The organism is Stenotrophomonas sp. ASS1, assembly GCF_004346925.1.
Classification (GTDB): domain Bacteria; phylum Pseudomonadota; class Gammaproteobacteria; order Xanthomonadales; family Xanthomonadaceae; genus Stenotrophomonas; species Stenotrophomonas maltophilia_A.
Map to the genome: position 1 here is coordinate 4,279,912 of NZ_CP031167.1, position 19,862 is coordinate 4,299,773.

The 19,862-nt window shown below is 64.4% G+C and carries 10 protein-coding genes and 1 tRNA gene; 3 read left to right on the forward strand and 8 right to left on the reverse strand.

The genetic code is table 11. From position 1 onward, the window contains the following. Positions 1 to 102: 102 nt before the first annotated feature. Positions 103 to 996: a 4-hydroxybenzoate octaprenyltransferase gene (gene ubiA, locus MG068_RS19780; RefSeq protein ID WP_006475017.1), complete on the reverse strand. Its 894-nt coding sequence runs from the start codon at positions 994 to 996 to the stop codon at positions 103 to 105. Positions 997 to 1,146: 150 nt separating this feature from the next. Between ubiA and MG068_RS19785 the strand changes: the two genes are divergently transcribed. From MG068_RS19785 to MG068_RS19795, 3 genes are all read left to right on the forward strand, one after another. Continuing rightward, positions 1,147 to 1,223 (forward strand) — tRNA-Arg (locus MG068_RS19785). Between the two features lie 72 nt (positions 1,224 to 1,295). After that, the gene (locus tag MG068_RS19790) at positions 1,296 to 2,423 is read left to right on the forward strand and encodes a helix-turn-helix domain-containing protein (protein WP_132810963.1); all 1,128 of its coding nucleotides are present in this window, start codon (positions 1,296 to 1,298) and stop codon (positions 2,421 to 2,423) included. A gap of 82 nt (positions 2,424 to 2,505) precedes the next feature. Next, positions 2,506 to 4,383 (forward strand): aspartyl protease family protein, encoded by a 1,878-nt coding sequence (locus MG068_RS19795; RefSeq protein WP_132810964.1) that lies wholly within the window; start codon positions 2,506 to 2,508, stop codon positions 4,381 to 4,383. A gap of 97 nt (positions 4,384 to 4,480) precedes the next feature. On the opposite strand, the gene MG068_RS19800 is transcribed toward MG068_RS19795, so the two are convergent. The 7 genes from MG068_RS19800 to MG068_RS19830 all read right to left on the reverse strand — a co-directional run bounded on the left by MG068_RS19800 (position 4,481) and on the right by MG068_RS19830 (position 19,566). Next, positions 4,481 to 4,930, reverse strand: a complete 450-nt coding sequence (locus tag MG068_RS19800; protein WP_132810965.1) for an adhesin — start codon at positions 4,928 to 4,930, stop codon at positions 4,481 to 4,483. Further along, positions 4,927 to 5,361: a hypothetical protein gene (locus MG068_RS19805; RefSeq protein ID WP_132810966.1), complete on the reverse strand. Its 435-nt coding sequence runs from the start codon at positions 5,359 to 5,361 to the stop codon at positions 4,927 to 4,929. Before MG068_RS19805 ends, MG068_RS19800 begins: the two co-directional genes overlap by 4 nt. Positions 5,362 to 5,829: 468 nt before the next feature. Next, positions 5,830 to 6,165, reverse strand: coding sequence for a hypothetical protein (locus MG068_RS19810; protein WP_132810967.1), 336 nt, complete (start codon positions 6,163 to 6,165; stop codon positions 5,830 to 5,832). Between the two features lie 476 nt (positions 6,166 to 6,641). Then, on the reverse strand, positions 6,642 to 11,345 hold the full coding sequence (locus tag MG068_RS19815) for an RHS repeat-associated core domain-containing protein (protein ID WP_240792101.1): 4,704 nt from the start codon (positions 11,343 to 11,345) through the stop codon (positions 6,642 to 6,644). Between the two features lie 331 nt (positions 11,346 to 11,676). Continuing rightward, positions 11,677 to 13,032 carry a Gfo/Idh/MocA family protein gene (locus MG068_RS19820; RefSeq protein ID WP_032127190.1) on the reverse strand — a complete coding sequence of 452 codons (1,356 nt, stop codon included), beginning with the start codon at positions 13,030 to 13,032 and terminating at the stop codon, positions 11,677 to 11,679. A 65-nt stretch (positions 13,033 to 13,097) separates the two neighbouring features. Next, entirely contained in the window at positions 13,098 to 16,073 is a 2,976-nt protein-coding gene (locus MG068_RS19825; protein ID WP_132810968.1) for a TonB-dependent receptor domain-containing protein, read from the reverse strand. A gap of 133 nt (positions 16,074 to 16,206) precedes the next feature. Further along, complete coding sequence (locus MG068_RS19830) at positions 16,207 to 19,566, reverse strand: TIM-barrel domain-containing protein (protein WP_132810969.1); 3,360 nt, start codon at positions 19,564 to 19,566, stop codon at positions 16,207 to 16,209. Positions 19,567 to 19,862: the final 296 nt, after the last annotated feature.

Here is a 19,862-nt window from a genome sequence, read left to right on the forward strand (position 1 = left end):
CATCGCAGGTGGTAGAAGGCGGTAGTGCCGGCCGCTGGCCGGCAACCTCGGGACCGCATACGGGTACAGCCGGCCAGCGGCCGGCTCTACCAGACCCTGGGGTCAACGCAGCGCCAGATCCACGGCGATGCCGGCGAACAGCGCGGCGCCCACCCAGTTGTTGTGCAGGAACGCCTTGAAGCACGGGCCGCGCTCGCGGTTTCGGCAGATCCAGAACTCGTACACCACCAGAACGGTGGCCACGGCCACGCCGGCCAGGTAGTACCCGCCCAGCCCACCGCGCACGCCGACCAGCGCCATGGTGGCCAGGAACAGCGCGTACAACACGCCCTGGATGACCAGGTCGAGGTCACCAAACAGGATCGCGGTGGAGTGCGAGCCCATCTTCAGGTCGTCTTCGCGGTCGACCATGGCATACCAGGTGTCGTAGGCCGTGGACCACAGGATGTTGCCGGCATACAGCAGCCAGCCCAGCATCGGCACCTCGCCCTGCACGGCGGCGAACGCCATCGGGATGCCCCAGCCGAACGACATGCCCAGGTAGACCTGCGGCAGATGGGTATAGCGCTTCAGGTACGGGTAGCTGGCGGCCAGGAACACGCCGATGAAGCTCAGGCCGATGGTCAGCCCGTTCAGGGTCAGCACCAGCCCAAACGCCACCAGCATCAGCACCGCGAACAGGATGAGCGCAGCGCGGCCACTGATCGCGCCGGTGGCCAGCGGACGCGCCTTGGTGCGTTCCACATGCGGGTCGAGCCAGCGGTCGGCGTAGTCGTTGATGACGCAACCGGCCGAGCGGGTCAGCCACACGCCGGCGGTGAACACGAACAGGGTCCACAACGGCGGCAGGCCGCCGGCGGCCAACCACAACGCCCACCAGGTGGGCCACAGCAGCAGCAGCGTGCCGATCGGGCGATCAGCGCGCATCAGACTCCAGTAATGCCGCCAACGCGGCGTCGCCGACGACTGCGGCGAAGTGAGGGGGGTATCAGCCATGCCGATAGGATACTCCTGCCCCTCCGGCAGGGCTTTGCCTGGCGGGGGGAGATTTGTTCGGCGAAACTGGATAGAATGCCGGTCCCGCACCGCTTCATGGCGCTGCGATGCCCGCCCCGGCACTGGTCGGCGGCGCGGCGGTTCTACAACGCGCCCGTAGCTCAGCCGGATAGAGTAGTGGCTTCCGAAGCCATTGGTCGGGGGTTCGAATCCCTCCGGGCGCGCCATCTTCCCCCTTGCTGCCTGCACGCTGCCAGCCCGCGCTGGACGTTGCCGCGTGCTTCATCAACACTGCAGGCATGACGCCATCGGATCTGCTGCAGCTGGCGGCAGGCGCTGCGATTCTCGGCCTGGCCGCATTGTCCACCGGCGTAAGCGTCGGCCGCACGGGGCGTGGCAATCTGCTGCTCACTGCGTTCTTCGCCTGTTTTGCTACCGCCAGCCTGTCCGGGCTAGTGCTGCTGGGTGGCCAGGCCTGGCTGTCGGCCGATGCGGTGCGCTGGCTGCGGGTCATCGAGGTGCCGCTGGTCTATCTGCTCGGTCCGCTGCTGTACGGCCACGCACGTGCGCTGCTGTCCCCTGCGCCGGACCACACTTCGTTGCTGCCGCTGGCGCATCTGCTGCCGGCCATGCTCGCGTTCGTCATTTCCCTGCTGAATGCTGTTGCGCCTTTCGAACCCTCGCCGCTCGGCAAGGCGCTGTTCCAGCTCAGCTTCCATGGCTGGCTGCTGCAGGGCACGCCCTACCTGCTGGCCACGCTGTGGCTGTCACTGCGCACGCCTTCGGCTCCGCGCGGAACCGCCATCCAACGCAGCGGACTGCGCGGGCTGGCGATCGTGATGGCGGGCTGCTGGCTGGCCAGCGCGATGAACCGGTGGCCGCCGGATGCCGCCCCGCTGTTGGCCAGCATCGGGCTCAGCCTGGTGACCACGGCAGGTATGTACCTGCTGGCGTGCCAGGCCGTACGCCAGCAGCTGCGTGCACGTGTGGTCACTTCGGCACCCGTCCTGATGGACATGCCTGCATCCGCCGAGGATACGCCCCGCGCACGCTACGAACGCTCGGGCATCGATGCAACGCAGTGCGCGGCCATTGCCAGCGCGCTGACTGCATTGATGCAGGACGAACGCCTGCATGAGGCGCCCGGGCTGGATCTCCAGTCCCTCAGCCAGCGCAGCGGCTGGTCATCCAACCAGGTCTCGCAGGCGCTCAACCAGGGCCTGGGCCAGAACTTTTCCGAGTTCGTGACCGGCTTCCGTGTGGCTGCAGCGAGAACGTGCCTGTCCGATCCGTCCGACCTCCGCAGCGTGCTGGACATCGGCCTCGCTGCCGGCTTCGGCAGCAAGTCGACCTTCAACAGTGCGTTCAAGCGCGCCACCGGGCAGACACCCAGCGAGTACCGGCGCCGTCGCACCACGTCCGACTGAACGTCCAATCCTTCACGCCCGGTCGAATATCCCCCGTCCCTGCGCTGCCATCACCTTCGGACCCAACGAAGGAGGTGAAGCGATGCGTTTGCGACGGATGTTGTGTGGCCTGCTGTGGATGCTGGCGGTTCCTTTACACGCCGCAGGGGTGGATGCTGCCGATGTGCTGGCCAGGGCCCGCGCAGCCAGTGGCGGCGAGCGCTGGCAGGCTGCACAGCACCTGCAGGCTGAGGGCGAGCAGTCGCTGGGCGGTCTGCACGGGCGGTGGGAGCTCAACCAGGATCTGCGCGCCGGGCGCTATGCCGAACAGGCGCAGCTGGGGGAATTCATCGTCGCGCAGGGGTTTGATGGGCAACTGTCCTGGCGGCGCGACTACGGTGGTGAGGTCGGCCTGCTGGACGGCACTGTGCCGCGCCGGACAGCGCGAACGCAATCCTGGCTGGTCACGCGCACCTACTGGTCCAGCGCCTATCCGGCCGCCCGCTTTGCCCCGCCCCGCGCCGACACGCTGGACGGCCGGCGCTATACCGTCCTGGCCACTACCCCGGAGGGCGCCGACCCGATCGAGCTCTGGTTCGACAGAGACAGCGGCCTGCTCGGCCGCGTGGTCATTGCATCCGCGCGCACACCCACCGCCATCGCACTGGAAGACTACCGGGCCGTGGAAGGTCTGATGCTGCCCCACCGCATCATCACCGACACCCTCGATGCCCAGGGCAGTGCCGATCCACGATTGCGCAGCGACGTGCGGGTGCATCGCTATCGGGTGAACAGCCCGATGCCGGACGCACGGTATGCGCCACCGGCGATGGCCGCCGACAGCTACATCGAGGATGCCAGCGGCACCACCCGCGTTCCGTTCGACCTGATCAACAACCACGTCTATATCGAGGCCGAGGTGGATGGCCAGCCGGCACGCTTCCTGGTCGACACCGGCGCCATCAACCTGCTGACACCCACGGCCGCCAAGCGCCTGGGGCTGACAACAGCGGGCCGCCTGAGCGTGCATGGTGCCGGCGACAACGCCAGCGACCTGGGCCTGGCACAGGCCCGCCACCTGCGCATCGGTGGCGCGCACCTTGCAAACCCGGTGTTCCACATCATCGACCTGGGCCAGCAGATCAACTCGATGGGCGTGCCACACGATGGCTTCATCGGCTACGAGACCTTCCTGCGCTTCGTCACCACCTTCGACTATGGCGCGCGCGTGCTCAGCTTCACCCGACCGGGCCACTACCAGCCGCCCGCCAGCGCGGTGGTGCTGCCGTTCGAACAGGACGACCGCGCACCGGTACTGAATGGCGAGCTTGACGGCATTCCGCTGCGGCTGTGGCTGGACACCGGGTCACGCAATTCGCTGAGCCTGAGCAGCCCGTTCGTGCGTGCGCATGGCCTGCTTGAGAAATACCACGCCAGTGAGGAGGCGGTGCTGGGATGGGGTCTGGGTGGGCCAGGCCGCGCGCGACCGGCACGGCTGGGTGTGCTGCGCATGGGCAGCATTGAAGTCAACGGCCTGGTCGGCGACCTGTCCAGCACCAACAAGGGGGCGCTGGCCCTGTCCGACTATGGCGCGATTCTCGGTGGCGGGGTGTTGCGGCGGTTCTCCATGGGCATCGACTACGATGCCAAGCGTCTGTACCTAGTGCCCAACGCCGAAAGCACGCAGCCCGATGCCTTCGATCGCAGCGGGTTGTGGCTTCAGTCCGAGGGCGCTGCACTGCGTGTGGCCGATGTGGCGCCAACCAGTGCCGGTGCACGCGCCGGATTACGCAGGGATGATCGCATCGTCATGATTTCAGGTGAGCCGATTGCCACGCGGAGACTGGCGCACTGGCGTGCGCTGCTGCGTGAGCGCCCGGGTGGGACGCGTGTGGGCATCCGTTATCTGCGCGATGGCCGGCAGGCGGATACCGAGCTGGTGCTGGCGGACCGGGTGGCTGCGGATTGGCATGCAGATTGAGATCGCGCTGGTGCAATCGCCGTGGGGGCACCCGCTGCCCATGCGGCGGGTACCGCTGAACGAGGGTGATCGAGAATCTCGCACACCGGCGGGAACGTCAGGGAATGAACGACGCGGAGCGATGTTCGCAACCGGCTATATCCCGTACCACGATGGAGTACTCCGCGTCCGCGCTGGATTGGCCGGACAGGAACACGCCATCACCATCGAACAGAACGCGCTGCTGTTCACCCTGCCCGATCGACAGCCCGATTGCTCCCGGCGTGATTTCCTCAAGGATCACGTTGTAAGGCCGCCAGGCATCCTCGCCCGTACGCCTCATCTCTGCGCGAGCAGTTCTTGCGTTCAACCTGCGTCTTTCATCCACCCACAGTTGAAGCGGTTGATCAGCATTGTGGGTGATTCGGAAACGCCCGTAGGTCAGTCCGTCGACTCTCTCGGTGCCGATGTAGGTGAGATAGGCCTGCGGACACTTCGTGATGCGATTCGGATGCGCCGCACAGGATGCCAGTGCAACCACAAGGCAAAAGGCAGTCAGGCGCTTCATGGGCTTGAAGCCTGATGTGGGTCGCTGTCGCGGCGGCATGCGGCGGTGAGGGCAACCAGCACTACGCCCCAGAGTGGCGTGAGCAGCACGACGCTCATCACCGTCAGCGAAACCGGTACCTGCCAGAGCAGCGATGACCTGAACCCGCTGAATCTATAGGCCTCCATTACAAGCACCACGACCTGAGCCAGAAGGCCCGCGAGCAGCCCCAAGCCAGCTCCCTTGGCAAGCCGCCTGATCGTCAGGCGGCCACCGGCGGGAACCCGCGCGCCCACTCCCAGCAACAGAAGACTGATGGAATACAGCCAGAAGAAGGCATGATGTGAGTCGAAGGCGTAAAGCGTCCTGCCCGCAAAGTGCAGGAACAGCCAGAGTGCTCCACACGACACCGCGCAGGCCAGCCCGTACCGAAGAATCTTCCTGGCTTCCATCTTGCACCTCTCCGAGGCGTGCAGGCCGATCGCGTTCTTTTGTGGAGGACTGCGGAAGCCGTGAACAACATTGCTGTCAGACCAAAGCAGATGGCCATGTTCCCAAAGCTGGCGTGGCACCTCCCATGACGAGGGCAGGCATCATTCGGAACCAGGGGGTTCCCCCCTATCCGAGTTCATGCGCCTTGCCTCCCGCTTGATCGCTCTACTCGCGCAGCGCATCGCGCAGCGCTCGAGAGTACCTACCTGCCCCACGGGATCGATCACCACGCGCGGCGTACCCAGATGATCCGGCTGGACGTAGGCCAGTTCCGGCACGCCAGTGCCCAGCACGTTGATCAGCGCCACCGGATAGGTATTCGCATAGGTTTCAATCGGCGTGCCGTCCGAGCTGAGCTGAGCTGGGCTTACTTGGTCAGATAGACAGAGCTTAGGGCAATGACTTCAGACCAACGGAAGAGGATTTGATCACTGCATAATCCAGATCACGATCAGGGGAATCAGCAATATAAAATATACAAGGAACGAGACCCAGAACACCAAGAGCAACAACCTGCGCGCTCCTGATGCGCCGTTGTACACCCGCGTCCATCCGCAGATCGGGTACTTGGTCAAGAAATGATCTCGCTCCAGGATCGCAGGCCTGCCAAGAGATTCCCATAGTTCAGGCGAATTTCTCTTTAGCTCCCAAACCAGAAAAATCCGCGAAACGAATGCCATCAACAACGTTGCGATAGCGAGCAAGCAAAGGGCTTCGAAAACTGATTCCAATGACATTCGAAGAACTTCCTTGTCGAGTTCCATCCAGACGGGGTAGCGGACTGCTTTACCGAGGTCATCAGTCGCTCGACATCATGGCTACTTTGCGTTCCAGACTGCAGCCACGTTGCCGAAGGCAGAACAACTCTCATCCTTACCCCGCTCTGCAGCTAAGCCACGAGCAGAAGAGCAGTCGAACGACTTTCAATTCATTCGCACTGAACGATGCTGACTCTACTTGAACCCCTTACAACCGCGCCTTCTTTCCGCCTCGGCGAAGGGGAGCTTTTCTCTTTCCAATCAACATCGAAGCAACAATAAACATGGCGCCACCGATGATCCACACCACCCCAATTATTCTATTGTAATGTGCCTGCCCTACAAGTCGAATAATCGACATGTATAGATCACAGTTCACTCGGCAAGGCCCAGTCCCAACCAATGCACCTCCAATTACTGCCAGGCCAAACGCTATCGTAACAAGCCCAACCACAACCCCGAATGCTCGCAAAATCATTTAGCTACCTCCGCGACCGCCAGTTTATTATGGAGTCTCGAACCAGATCAATCAGATCAAGAGGATCCGCCTCAGGATTAGATAGCAGAGGATGCGAGGGATTAGAATAATAGGGGGCTAGACACTGACACCCTCTTGAATGGACCTGGGCAACGGTGGGATTCGATGGAAACCCACCCCTCATGACGTCACCACTTGTGCACTGATTTTGATCCTTTCTACAGACTTCAACCGCACAATACTGAGTATAGTCATGCTCACTTACGAGGCTAGCAGCGTTCTCCAACGACCCCACTTCCTCGGGCGAAAGCCCGCGCGAGTAAATTGGATTGGTATGTGAGTTTGACTCGATTGCCTGACGCTGGGCGCGCGCTGCAACTCTCCTTTGAGCGGAGTTGCCGCCACCCTGTCGCGCAAGACTTGGCGGCCTTCCACCTTTCAGGCCCATGGAATCCTCGTTGGATAGTGGATCACCATCGACATAAGAATACAGCGAGTACCCACCCCTGAATCCAATGGGATCGCTCTGCGAATAGCGTCCCACCACCGGGTTGTATTCCCGCTGATAGTTGTAGAACAGCTCACTCGCACCCGTCGCCTGCTGGCCCGGGAAGCGCAGCGCCAGCTCGAACGCCACACCATCGCCATCGGGATCGGCACTCGGAATCTGGTTACCGAACACCTCGCTCTTGTTGCTCCACTCCCAGATCGCGACATCGCGCACCGGATCGATCACCACGCGCGGCGTACCAAGATGATCTGGTTGGACGTAGGTCAGTTCAGGCACGCCGGTGCCAGGCACGTTGATCAGCGCCACCGGGTAGTTGTCCAGCCAGATCGCCTGTTGCTGCGCCTGGCCCGTGGCCGAGTAGTTACCCAGCCACTGCCCTGCTTCGTCATACAGGGTGATCTGCGCTGCGCCACCGGCTGGAGTACGCAGCACGCGTTCACCGCGGTGGTTGTAACCGTAGCTTTCCAGTACGGCATTGCCCTGCTTCACCGCGTTCATGCGGTTGGCATCGTTGTAGATGAACGTCTTGCCGCCGATGCTGGTGGTGTTGCCCACCGCGTCATGGTTGCGCACTTCGCCGTCCACGGCTGTCAGGCGATGGCTAGTTGCTGGATAGGTGTAGCTGGCGGTGCCTGCCGAGGTGATCAGCGCGGTGCGATTACCGGTGGCGTCGTAGGCATAGGTTTCAATCGGCGTGCCGGTCGCGCCGTCCTGGGTCTGGGTCAGGCGGCCCAGCGTGTCGTAGGCGTACTTGGCCAGCACCGTCGAGCCTGCGCCGTTCTTCAGCTCGGTGATCGAACCGACCGGATCATAGCCGTAGCCCAGCGACAGGCCACCTGCGGCCGGGTCATGTACCGCCTGCGGGCGGTAGTCCAGATCCAGCGGACGCTGCAGCTGGCGGCCATTGCCGTAGGTCCAGCCGGTCGCCGGACCGAAGGCTGCATAGCTCACGTTGTTCACCACGATCTGGCGCGCCTGGCCGGGCCGGGTCAGACCGATCTGGCTGATGCGGCCCTGGATATCACGCACGTAGTCGGTCACGCTGCCGTCGGGGTAGGTCAACGCCGTCAGACGGCCCGACTTGCTGTAGGCGTAGCGCAGCGTGCTGGCCACACCATTGACGGTCTGCAGCTTGCGGGTGACCTGACCGAAGCGGTCATGGCAGTACTGGGTGCTGCCGTTGGCATGCAGCACCTGCCCCAGCCGCCCCTTGGCGAAGCGCTCGTCGGCGGCGCAGGCAGCCGGCGCCACGTCATAGCTGTAGCCTACGTCCAGATTGGGGTCCGGATAGGCGACTCCGATCAAACGGTTCAGCGCATCGTAGTGATAGGTGGCGGTGACGCCGCGCGCGTCGGTAACGGTCTTGCGATTGCCTGCCGCGTCCACGGTGTAGCTGCTGGCGCCACTGTCCGGGCTGACCTGTCCGGTCAGATCACCGAAGCCGTTGTAGGCGTAGGTGGTGTGCAGGCCCTTCGGATCAGTGACCTGGGTGACCTGGTCCAGCGCGTTGTACTGGCTGCGGATCTCCGCCGCCACGCCACCCACGTCCTGCAGGGTCTGGGCCAGGCGGTTCAGCGGGTCATACTGCTGGCGGGTCACGCGCTGCAGTGCGTCGGTCACCGTCTGCGGGTTGCCGTTGGCATCGTAGGCAAAGCCGGTAGCGTGATTGCCCGCATCCTTCAGTGCGGTCAGCTGGCCGAGTGTGTTGAACGTCCGCGCCAAGGTACGACGCAGCGTGCCACCTGCATCGAGTGTGTCTTCCTTGAGACGGTTGCCGGCGTTGTCCAACGCATAGTGGATCGTGTTTCCGCTGTTGTCGGCAATATCGGTCAAGCGCTGTGCTGCGTCATAGACATAGGTGACGCTGCTGCCGTCAGGCTCGGTGATCTGTTGCACCTGGCCGGTCGGCCAGTAGCTGATCTGGGTGACCCGATCCTCGGCAGTGGTGGCGCCGCGCACAGTGATCGAGGTCGGCCAGCCGCGCGCATGGTAGGTGTAATCGGTGACCACGCCGTTGGCATCCTTCGCCGACAACGGCCGTCCGAGCACATCGTAGGCCAGGGTCTCGACCGTCTGCCCGAGCGCATTGGTCACGCTGCGCAGGTCACCCTTGCGATAGCTGCAGGCACCACTGGTCGCGCATCCCGCATCGTCCGCGGTGTAGTACGCATAGGTGGAGACATCCGCCACATCGCCTCGCGGCCCATCCACGCTGCGCAGCAGACCCACCAGCGGGCACTCTGGCCCTTCGGCCTCACAGTAGGTCTGCGTGGTGACGCGGGTGTCACCGGTCAGCGTGTCGCGCACGGTGATGGTGGTCGGCTGGAGGCGTGCATTGCGCGCGATGCGGGTCTCACGGTTACCGACGGTCTGCTGGACCAGCCGATTGCTGTCCATGGCCACGCGCGCTTCGCTGATGCGCTGATCCGGGGTACCGGTTGCTTCGGTGGTAGTGGTCACGCTGACGGTGCCTGCGGCAGCATCGCTGGCCTCGGCATAGGCATACTGGGTGACAACGCCACGGCGGTCGGTCACCGACTGCAGCCGACGCCGGAAATCGGTGGCCTCGGGCAGATAGGCGCGAGTGATGCTGCCGTTGCTCTCGGTGATGCCATTGACCTTGCGCGGAAGGCCGCTGGCGCCGCTGGCGGTCAAGGCGTAGGTGCTCTGCTTGCCCAGTGCATCGGTGACGATGGTGGTGCCCGCCGGGGTGTACTCCAGGCGCACGCCATCAATGCCCACGTCGGCTTGACTGCAATCGCCGGAATGGCGGCTGCAGGTGACCCGCCCTTGCGTGTCATAGCCGTACCAGCTGTAGCGCTGGCTGTCTTCGGCGGTAATGCCAGTCAGGTAACCCGGGAAGCGGGCGTCCTCATAGTGGTACGTACGACTGGCGCCGTCTGCGTAGGTCGCACGGATCAGTTCGCCGGCAGGTGAATAGGCGTAGCTCACCACAGGCTGGCCGGCGACCATCACCGCGGAGATCAGCGAGTCGTCACCTGGCAGGAGGTACTGAATATCCAGACGCCGCCCGGTTGAATGGGTGACGCTGAGCAGGCGGCCACGGCTGTCGTGTGCATAGGTCAGCGACGTTCCGTCCTCGAAATCGCGACGCTGCATCAGACCGGTGGAACTGAACAGGATGCGCTCCCCGGCGCGTGAGAGCAGCCAGTTGGAACCTTGCTGCGTTACCCGCTCGCCGCTGCCGTCATTGGCTTCGTAGTAGGCACCGCGCTTGGGGAAAGCGAGGTGCGTGCCGTCCTGACCGATCCGACCGACCTTCACTTCGGTGCCCGGTGGGAACGTGGTGCTGTCCACACCGACCGTCAACCGCAGGTTGTGCGAGTGCGTCCAACCCGTGCCCAAGGCGGCTCCAGGCGTGCTGGTCAGCGAGTGGTAGTGACGGCGGAAGCTGATCCAGCCCAGATCGAAATCGGGCTCGGGCTGGGTCTTGTCACCTGTTGTCGGGTCGCATGGATTTCCAGGTGCATCACACTGTTGCGCGATCATCGGGCTGTAGTATCGGCGGGTCATTGCCGCCGTCCCCGTCTCAAGCGCCGGGGGCATGCCGCACATCTGCAGATCTTCACGCCACTTCATGATGGTGCTGCTGGTATTGGGGCACTTCACTTCCCGTGTCCGCTGGACATGGCGCGGCGCTGTCATCGGCTCGCAGGTTGCACTGCCTGCATTGAAGGAGTGGTAGGTTACGGTGGCCACGCCCCGCTCACCCACATTGCTGCCATCGGCGCCGGCACCTGCGCCACCGCCAGGTATCCCCGTCCACGCCTGCGTCATCGAAACCTGCGGCGCCGGGCAGGCGGGCTCCTTGGGCACCGTCAGCCTGAGCGCCTCGAACAGGGCCTCCTCCGAGCCATGCGCCTGGCTGTCGAAGCGGTATGTCCAATCGGTCTTGATCAGCTTCGCGGGCTTGATCGCGTAGTCATAGATGATCTTGTCGGTCAGGGTAGTGGTCCCCCGCATCTCCCAGCTGAAGGGGCCATAGGCCTGATGGGCGGCAAAGCGGGTTTCAATGTCCTTCTGTACCAGCTTCTCGGTCGCACGGGGCTGGTTGCCGGACGCGAACGCGAACCACTGCTTCTTCACCTCCTGCGCCTGAACCGCAGAGGTGCCCATGCATCCCAGCGCGGCCATCGCCAGCACTCCGCTCGACAGATCCTTCAATCGCTTCAACATCCCTGTTCTCCTTCCTGGACGAACACAGCGCCGGCGGGAACGAGAACGTGGGGCGGCTGCCTCACCACGTCATGCTTCGGATCGTCCCTGGTCCGGAATGCGGCCTGACCGCACGGGGGACGTTATCTCCGATGTGATTTACACATTCAAGTCAGAAACTGTGGAATGGGTCTGATTTCAGAGTTTTCTGATACAGGTCGGCCGATCAGATGGGCAGCCGAGCACGGGCTCGGCTCTACAGGGGCCAATGCCCACACGAACAGCAACGCCGGGCATGGCCCGGCGTTGCATTCAAAGCAGTCGAGCATGGCTCGACTCTACAAGGAGCAGATCAGTACTTACCGTCAAACGCGAAGATCGGCTTGCGCTGCTTCCACGCGCCGCCAGTGAAGTCCGGGAACTCCAGCGTCTGGAAGCTGTTGGCGATCGACTGCTCGCTCAACGGCGTGATCGCACTCCAGGTCACGGCGTCATAGATATCGATCGGCATCGGTGCCTTGGCCTTCAGCGCCTCGACAAACGCGTGGATGACGAACCAGTCCATGCCACCATGACCGGCGCTGGCAGCGGTCTCGGCATTCTGCTTCCACAGCGGGTGCTCATACTCGTCCTGGTACTTCTTGAACTCTTCCCACTGGTGCGGCGGGCTGCGGCCTTCGATGTGGATCGAATGGTTCACATCCATCCACAGGCCCTTGGTGCCCTGCACGCGGAAGCCCATCGAATACGGGCGCGGCAGCGAGGTATCGTGCTGCAGCAGGATGGTCTCGCCGTTCTCGCAGGCCAGCGTGGTGGTCACGATGTCACCCAGCTTGAACTTCACCTTGGTGCTGGGGTGGGTGGTGCCGCCACTCTTGGCCACGGTGTATTCGTGCAGGCCACGCGCCTTGGTCGCGAAGGCGTTGATGTGGGTGAAGCGGTTGCCACGGTTGATGCCGGTATACATCGCGCACGGGCCGATGCCGTGGCTGGGGTAGAGCTCGCCATTGCGCTCCACCGAATGCTCGGTGCGCCAGCGGGCTTCGCTCCAGCCCTTGGGACCGAACTCCACGCCGCTGTCATACGGCTGGTTCGGGTCACCGGAATTGAACTTCACGCCGCGCAGGTCGTGCTGGTAGCCAGCCTGCAGGTGCACCAGCTCGCCGAACAGGCCCTGGCGCACCATCTGCAGCGCGGCCATCACGTCGCGGCGGTAGCAGACGTTCTCCAGCAGCATGTAGGGCGTGCCGGTACTCAACTGGGTCTTCAACACGTCCCAGTGGTCCTGCAGGGTGATGCCGGCCACCACTTCGCAGCCCACCGCCACGCCGGCCTGCATCGCGGCAATCGCCATCGGCGCGTGGTACTCCCACGGCGTGGCGATGATCACGCCATCAATGCCCTTCTGTTCCAGCAGGCGCTTCCAGGCATTGGTGTCGCGGTCCTGGCCGTAGGTCTTCGGTGCCGGCTTGCCGGCCTTGCTGACCATCTCCACGGCACGGCCGAGCATGATCGGCTCGATATCGCAGACGGCGACAACCTCGACGTCGTCGCGGCGCACCAGTTCCTTCAGCAGCACCAGGCCACGCATGCCGGTACCGATCATGGCCAGGCGCACCTTGCGCCCGCGTGCCCATGCCGGGGTCTGCGGCAACAGGCTGCTGGCGGCGACAGCGGCGCTGGCCGCGATGAATTCCCTACGCTTCATGGCAAACATCTCTCCTCTTGGCAGCGTGCCGGCCGTAGCCGGCACGCCAGGTAACGCAAACGGAATTACTTGAACCGGTAACCGACAGTCACACTGTAACCACGGCCGAAGATGGTTGCGTAGTCACTGGAGTCACCCAGGAAGCTGTTCGGATCGTAGAACGGCAGGCGGTTGAACAGGTTCTTGACGGTGAAGCTCAGGTTCCACGCATCATCCGGGCGCCAGGTGACGCTCATGTTGGCGGTCCACCACGACGGTGCACCGTCGCACTTGCTCTTCTGCAGGGCCAGGTAGCCGCCGGTGCAGGTTTCCTTGTTGTTGCTCACCTCATCAACCTGGTCGGTGGCCCACTTGGTGCCACCCACGTAGTTGACGAACATGCTGGTGGTGACCTGCTTGTAGGTCCAGTCGGCATTGAGCGTGGCACGCAGGCGCGGGTTGTTGTAGTAGCCCACCACGTCGCCGTAGTACCAGCCGTTGGCTTCATCCATGTAGAAACGGTTGCGGTTGGCGATGGTGGCAGCCAGGCCGATGTTCAGGTTGCCCCAGTCCCCCAGCGAGAAGCGGCTGCGCGCATCGATGTCGAAGCCGTCGATCAGGGTCTTGCCACGGTTCTTGTACTGGCCCACCACGCTGGCCACGTTGCCGGCCGAATAGCCCGGCAGCACCGACGGGCAGCTCACGCCACTGGCCGGGTCGGCACACATGGCCGCCAGCTGCGCCAGGTTGGCGCGGTCGCTGTCGGTGATCGGCGAGCGCGACATCGAGATGATGTCTTCCATGCGGCGATAGTCCGGCGCGACGATTTCGTTGTTGCGGTAGATGAACCAGTAGTCGGCCGACACCGACAGCCAGCTCGCCGGCTCGTAGACGAAGCCGAGGGTGGCGATCTTCGCCTTCTCCGGCTTCAGGTCCTTGTTTGGCTGGGTCATGCGCGCAACGGTGCGGCTGCAGTCGACGTTCAGCATGTTCTTGCCCAGGTCGACATCACCCGGCCGCTGCGACTTCAGCAACAGGTTCGCGATGGCGTTGGTCTCGTTGCAGCGCAGCTCGTCGCGGAAGCCGCCCAGCTGGGCGAACACGCCGCCATTGCCGGACTCGGCCAGGCTCGGTGCACGGAAGCCGGTGGAGTAGGTACCGCGCAGCATCAGCTGGTCGAACGCCTGGTACTTGAAGCCGATCTTCGGTGCCACGTTGGCACTGAAGTTCGGGTACTTGTCCACGCGCACCGCCGCATCCAGTTCCAGCTTGTCGGTGATCGGCGCCACGGTTTCGGCAAACAGCGCGTAGGTGTTGCGCTTGCCGTCAAACCAGGAACCGCCCTGCTGGGTGATCAGACCGTTGGCGGCGTCGGCGTTGCCCGGAGTGTAGAAGGTTTCGCGGCTGGCGTTGAAGCCGAATGCCGCACGCATCTCGCCGGCCGGCAGCTGGAACAGCGGGCCTTCGATCTTGCCGTCGAGGGTGTGCAGGCGGGTCCACGACTGGATGTCGAAGGTCGGGAACGCTTCACGGATCAGCGCGGCGTTGGCTTCGCTGATCTCGCCGAACTTGTACGCCGGATGGTCGGAAATGATCACGCGGCCGGTGCCCGGATCGATCGTGTACGGGCCGAAGGCCTTCTCGAAGCCCTTGGTGTTGACGTTGATCGTCTGGTAGGTGGTGGAGTGGGTGCCGGCGCTGGCGAACGCGGTTTCCCAGTTCCAGTCGCCCCGGTTGCCACGCGCACCGGCCAGCACGCGGTAGCTCTTGTCGGTATTGCGCTGGCCGAAATAGTTCGGGCCGGCATCCTGCAGCAGGTAGTTCAGGCCGACCACACCGCCCATCATCGCCTTCATCTGCGGGCTGGCGTGGTTGTATTCGTTGTTCGGGCCCAGGAACGGGTACAGGAACTGGTTGACGGTGTTGCCGGTATTGCGCGAGAACCAGCTGGTCGGGTTGCCGGTGGTGGTGCCGTAGGTGCGCGGCGTGCCGCCGTTGGCGCGCAGGTCGATGTCGGTGTAGGTCGCCTCGGCGAAGATCTCGGTGCTGTCACCGACCAGGAAGGTGCCGTTGAGGTAGGCGGTGTTGCGCTCGGACTTGGCGCCGGCATCGATCTCGTTGTTCATCCAGGTTTCCCAGACGCAACGCGGACCGGCCGCTTCACTGGTCAGCACGTTCCTGCAACCCGGCGCAGCTTCCTGCACACGGCGGCCGGTGACTGGATCGAAGGCGAAGTAAGTGCCCGGATTGAATTCACCCGGCTTGCTGCCCACGCCCAGGCGCAGGTTGTTGAGGTAGTTCGGATTGTTGACGTAGTACTGGTCGGGCCGCTTGTCGTAGAAATCGCTCAGCGGGATCGCGTCGCGGCGGTACATGTTCACCGCGCCGTAGATGTTGAAGCGGTTCTCGGTCAGGTCACCGAAGCCGGCGGTGATGCTGGCCTGGCGCTCGCCGTAGGAATCGATGCGCGAGGAGGTGTCGTTGGTGAAGCTGACCTCGGCCCCCTGGAAGTTGCGCTTGGTGATCACGTTGATCACACCGGCCACCGCATCGGTGCCGTACACCGCCGAGGCGCCGTCGGTCAGCACTTCCATGCGCTCGATGGCCGCGGCCGGGATCGCATCGATGTTGACGAACTGGGTCTGGAAGCCGGCCGGCGCACCGTAGTACGACAGGCGGCGACCGTTCAGCAGCACCAGCGTGCCCTGGGCACCGAGGCCACGCAGGTTGGCCTGCGAGGCACCGTCGGAGCCGGTGAACAGCGAACGCGCGTCCTGCTGCGCCGGGCGTGCGGCCGGCAGGTTGTCGAGCACCTGCAGCAGCGTGCGTGCACCCATGTTCTGGATGTCCTGCTTGCTGATCACCTGCACCGGCGAGGCGGTTTCAACGTCGGTGCGGCGGATGTTGGAGCCGGTGACCTCGATGCGGGCCAGGTCGGTGGCCTTGTCCTTGCTCTCCTGGGCGAAGGCAGGAACGGCGACCGACAGCAGCACGCCGGCGATGGCCAGCGACAGCGGAGCGATCGAACGACAGGGGGGGCGGTGGTGGCGGGCGGGCAACATCGGGGTTCTCTCCTGGCAGGGGTGCAGCGCAATAAGTGAGCGCGTGGGCGTTCGGCGGGCAAAACGCTCCCGGGCCACAGCCACGAGGGCCGTAGTCGGAATGGGCGGGGGGAGGAGCGGTGTTACGAGGGGGTCATGGGGCGACGATGCTGGCGGAGTCGCCCTCCTGGCCGATCAGTACGGCATTGGCCCAGTTGGCGCAGACCTGGGCGGGTTGACTGCCCTGCGCACCCAGCGTGCGCAGGCTCAGGGTGGAAAGGCCTCGGATGTCCAGCTCCGGCTTGACCACGCCGGGTGCCTTCACCAGGCCGCTGTCATACAACAGGCGGTTGTCACCCCAGACCTGGAACTGCAGGCCACCGGCGGTGCGGCAGGCGTCGTCGATGCCGAGGTCGGCACGCAGCAGGTGCCAGCCGCCCTGCAGGCGCAGGTCGATGCGGCTGTTGGCGCCGACGCCCAGGCCACGGCGGAACTGCAGGCCGTTCATGCGCATGCCGGCGTCGCCACGGAAGGACTGGTCGGTGCGCACCTGGCTGGCCAGCGCGGCCGGCACCGGCAGCTCGGAGAGATAGCGCTGCCGGGCCGGTCGCTCCGGTTCCTGGTGTTCGAGGATGTGGAAGGTGGACAAGGCGATCGGGCCGACGTCGCGTGGCTGCAGTGCATCGAATGCGCGGGCGCTGCCCTGTGCGGCGGTGACCATCGGGTCGGTGCTGCTGGCGCCGTCGCCTTCGGGGTTCTGCACGCTCAGCACGCGGAAGCGCAGCAGGCGCCCGGCATGGGCCGGGAACGCGATGCGCTGCACGCCCTCCTTCAACTGCAGGCGGCCACGTGCGATCGGCTCGCCCCACTCGCCATTGCTATCGCCCAGGTACACCTCGTAGTCGCGCACCTGGCCGTGCTTCCAGTTCTTGTCGTTGCGCGGCGCGATGTCGATGCCGTCGATCATCCTGCGCTCGCCGAAGCCGATCACCCACTCATGCGCACCGGTGCGCACGGCCTGGTTGCGCACACTGCGGAACCAGGTGGCCGGATCGTCGTCGAAGGCATTTTCCAGCGCATGGCCAGGCTCTTCGGCCGGGCGATTGACCACCAGCAGGCTGTCGGCCGGCAGTTCGCGGCCCAGCACCGGCGCGGCCGGATAGGCATCGTCGGCGGCCGCGGCAGCCACCGCGAAGTCCAGCTGCAACTGCAACGGCTGGCGGATGTCCTGGGCGGCGGTGCGCACATGCACGGTGCCACGACGCTCCTTGGCATCGAAGTACCAGCCTTCACTGGCGTTGTTGAACGCAGCGGCATCGGCCAGCGCCGGCAGCGCGCGACCACCGGCCTGCACCGCGCGCGGCGCCTGGCGGCTGAGCACGCGCAGGCCATAGCGACGCTGCGCCAGCTGGCCGTTGTACTGGCCCCGCACGGCATCAATCTGCACCTGCACCGGGCCACTGCCCTGCGCCGGCGCCTGCACGCGGATCTGCAGCGTGCTCGATTCGCCCTGCTGGTAGCGGCGGGTGTTGCCGTCGTCTTCGTACAGCGTGTACTGCGACTCGCCCTGCGGGTACAGGTCGAACGTCACCTCATCGAGTGGCTTTTCGCCATCGAACAGCATCGACGGGTACATCGGCAGGATCGCACCGGCACGCACGAACACCGGCAGCGTGGCCAGATCCACCTGGCGGTCGAGCTGGCGGCCATCGGCGGCGGCCTGCACGCGGCGGCCGTCCCAGTAGTCGATCCAACCACCAGCCGGCAGATGGATGTCGCGGCGCCAGCCACGGCTTGCCGCCTGGCTGCGGTACACCGGCGCCACCAGCAGGTCGCGGCCGAGCAGGAACTGGTACTTGTAGGTTTCATCCTGCGCATGCGGATCGCGCGGGTTGTCCCACATCAGGCCACGCACCGGCGGTGCGCCGGTCTGCGCAGCCTCGTGCACCAGCCCGTACATGTACGGGGTCAGGCGCATCTTCAACTTCAGGTAATCGCGGTTGATGCTGCGGTAGGGCTCGTCGTACCACCACGGGTGCTTGCGCGCATTCGACGACCAGCCGCTCATGCCCATCAGCACCGGGGTGAAGGCCTTCCACTGCAGGTCGCGGGTGAAGGTCTCGGCGCTGCCGCCGAAGATCGCATCGACGTCGCCGCTGGCGTAGGCCATGCCGGACAGGCCCGAACCGACCAGGGTCGGTACGTGCCAGCGGATGTAGTCCCAGCTGCTGCTCTGGTCGCCGGTCCATGCCACCGCATAGCGCTGGATGCCGGCCCAGCCCATCACCGTCCACAGGAACGGGCGCGAATCGGAGTTGTCGAGGATGCCGTTGAATGCCTGGCGGTTGGCGTCCATCGCGAACTGGTAGCCCTTGCCGGTCCAGGCCACGTCCAGCTTCTGCACGCGGCTGCCGGCTTTGCCCACTTCCCAGGCGATCTTGTCGACGCCGTTCTCGGTCCACAGACCGGTGCGGAAACCGTACTTGGCCAAGCCCTTCACCGTTTCCGGCAACTGCTTGTAACCGCAGCCGTAACCATCATTGGGCAGGATCCAGCCACCGGGCATGTCGTGGGCGCGGTATTGCTTGGCCACGCTGTCGATCACATCCGGGGTGGTGCCGGTCGGGCCGTCGCTCCAGCCTTCGGGCACGGTGCCGGGCTTCTTGCTGTTGTCGCCGTCGTTGTAGCAATCGGCATCGCCGTAGGACAGCGCCCAGCGCGCCACCATGTTGGGGCGGCCGGTCAGCTGGGTGTAGCGCTCGATCAGTTTCGGCAGGTCGGCGCCGACGAAGTAGTACGCATCGAAGCGGTCTTCGCGGTGCAGCAGCGTGGCCTGGTCGGTCTCGCGCAGATCGTAGCTGCCATCGCTCCAGGTATTGCGCAGCATGCCCCAGCCGCGGCTGCTCAGGAGCATCGGCGCCGGGCTGGGGCGGTCGCCCTCTTCCCAGCCGCCGGAATAGGACACCTCCAGCTCGCGTCCCTTGAACTGGTAGCGGCCATTCTGCTGGCCACCACCGAAGTAGCCTTCGTCAGCCTGCGAGGACAGCACCTGCACGCTCTGCGTGGCATCCAGGTCCAGCGGCTGCAGTTCCTGCCACAAGGCGGTGGGCTGGCCGTTGTCCAGGCGCTCCAGGCGCAGGCGCAACGGCTGCCGCTGCACATGCAGCACCAGTGCATCGGTGCGCACGCGGATTTCCTGCACGTCCTCTTCCAGCTGCGCCCGCACGTTCGCCTTGGGCTGCGGCAGTACGATCGGTGCGGCCTTGTCACCTGCACCGGTGAGCTTGCCGTTGCGGCCGGCCTGCACGCGGATGATGTCGGTGGCCGGCAGCTCGATGCGGATGCGCGCGCCCTTGTCGGTCTGCAGATCCCAGCCCTGCACGCCGTCGCGGCTGGCGCTGGCGCTGACCGAACGCAGGTTGCCGACGGGCTCGGCCCGGGCCGGCATGGACGCCAGCATCAATGCCGGCAACAGGGCCAGCATCAGCGGCGAGCGACGAACGCAGATTTCCACGCGGACTCCCAACCCGTTCACCGGGCGTTTCGAAAGCGATTGGGCCGACTCTAGGGCAGCGATTCGAAAGATGTCAACAAATTGAAAGGAAAAAGGAAGATATATTCCATTGAAACGAAAGTTGTTGCGCCGCAATACTTTGTGTAAGCGCTTGCAGGCGCCTGTTAAGCATTGTGCGATACGGCATCCGGCCGGTTCTTTCGTTTTCCCAAGCACTCCCGGGCGGGAAAAGTCACCACTCCATTTTCTTTCTTTTTACTTTCGCTATTTGACATTTCGAAAGAAAACACAGATGG

Bases quoted from the DNA above. Each gene is read 5' to 3' on its own strand.
- MG068_RS19805 (WP_132810966.1), bottom strand. From the start codon at position 5,361: ATGGAAGCCAGGAAGATTCTTCGGTACGGGCTGGCCTGCGCGGTGTCG.
- MG068_RS19825 (WP_132810968.1), bottom strand. From the start codon at position 16,073: ATGTTGCCCGCCCGCCACCACCGCCCCCCCTGTCGTTCGATCGCTCCG.
- MG068_RS19790 (WP_132810963.1), top strand. From the start codon at position 1,296: ATGACGCCATCGGATCTGCTGCAGCTGGCGGCAGGCGCTGCGATTCTC.
- ubiA (WP_006475017.1), bottom strand. From the start codon at position 996: ATGGCTGATACCCCCCTCACTTCGCCGCAGTCGTCGGCGACGCCGCGT.
- MG068_RS19800 (WP_132810965.1), bottom strand. From the start codon at position 4,930: ATGAAGCGCCTGACTGCCTTTTGCCTTGTGGTTGCACTGGCATCCTGT.
- MG068_RS19810 (WP_132810967.1), bottom strand. From the start codon at position 6,165: ATGGAACTCGACAAGGAAGTTCTTCGAATGTCATTGGAATCAGTTTTC.
- MG068_RS19815 (WP_240792101.1), bottom strand. From the start codon at position 11,345: ATGTTGAAGCGATTGAAGGATCTGTCGAGCGGAGTGCTGGCGATGGCC.
- MG068_RS19795 (WP_132810964.1), top strand. From the start codon at position 2,506: ATGCGTTTGCGACGGATGTTGTGTGGCCTGCTGTGGATGCTGGCGGTT.
- MG068_RS19820 (WP_032127190.1), bottom strand. From the start codon at position 13,032: ATGAAGCGTAGGGAATTCATCGCGGCCAGCGCCGCTGTCGCCGCCAGC.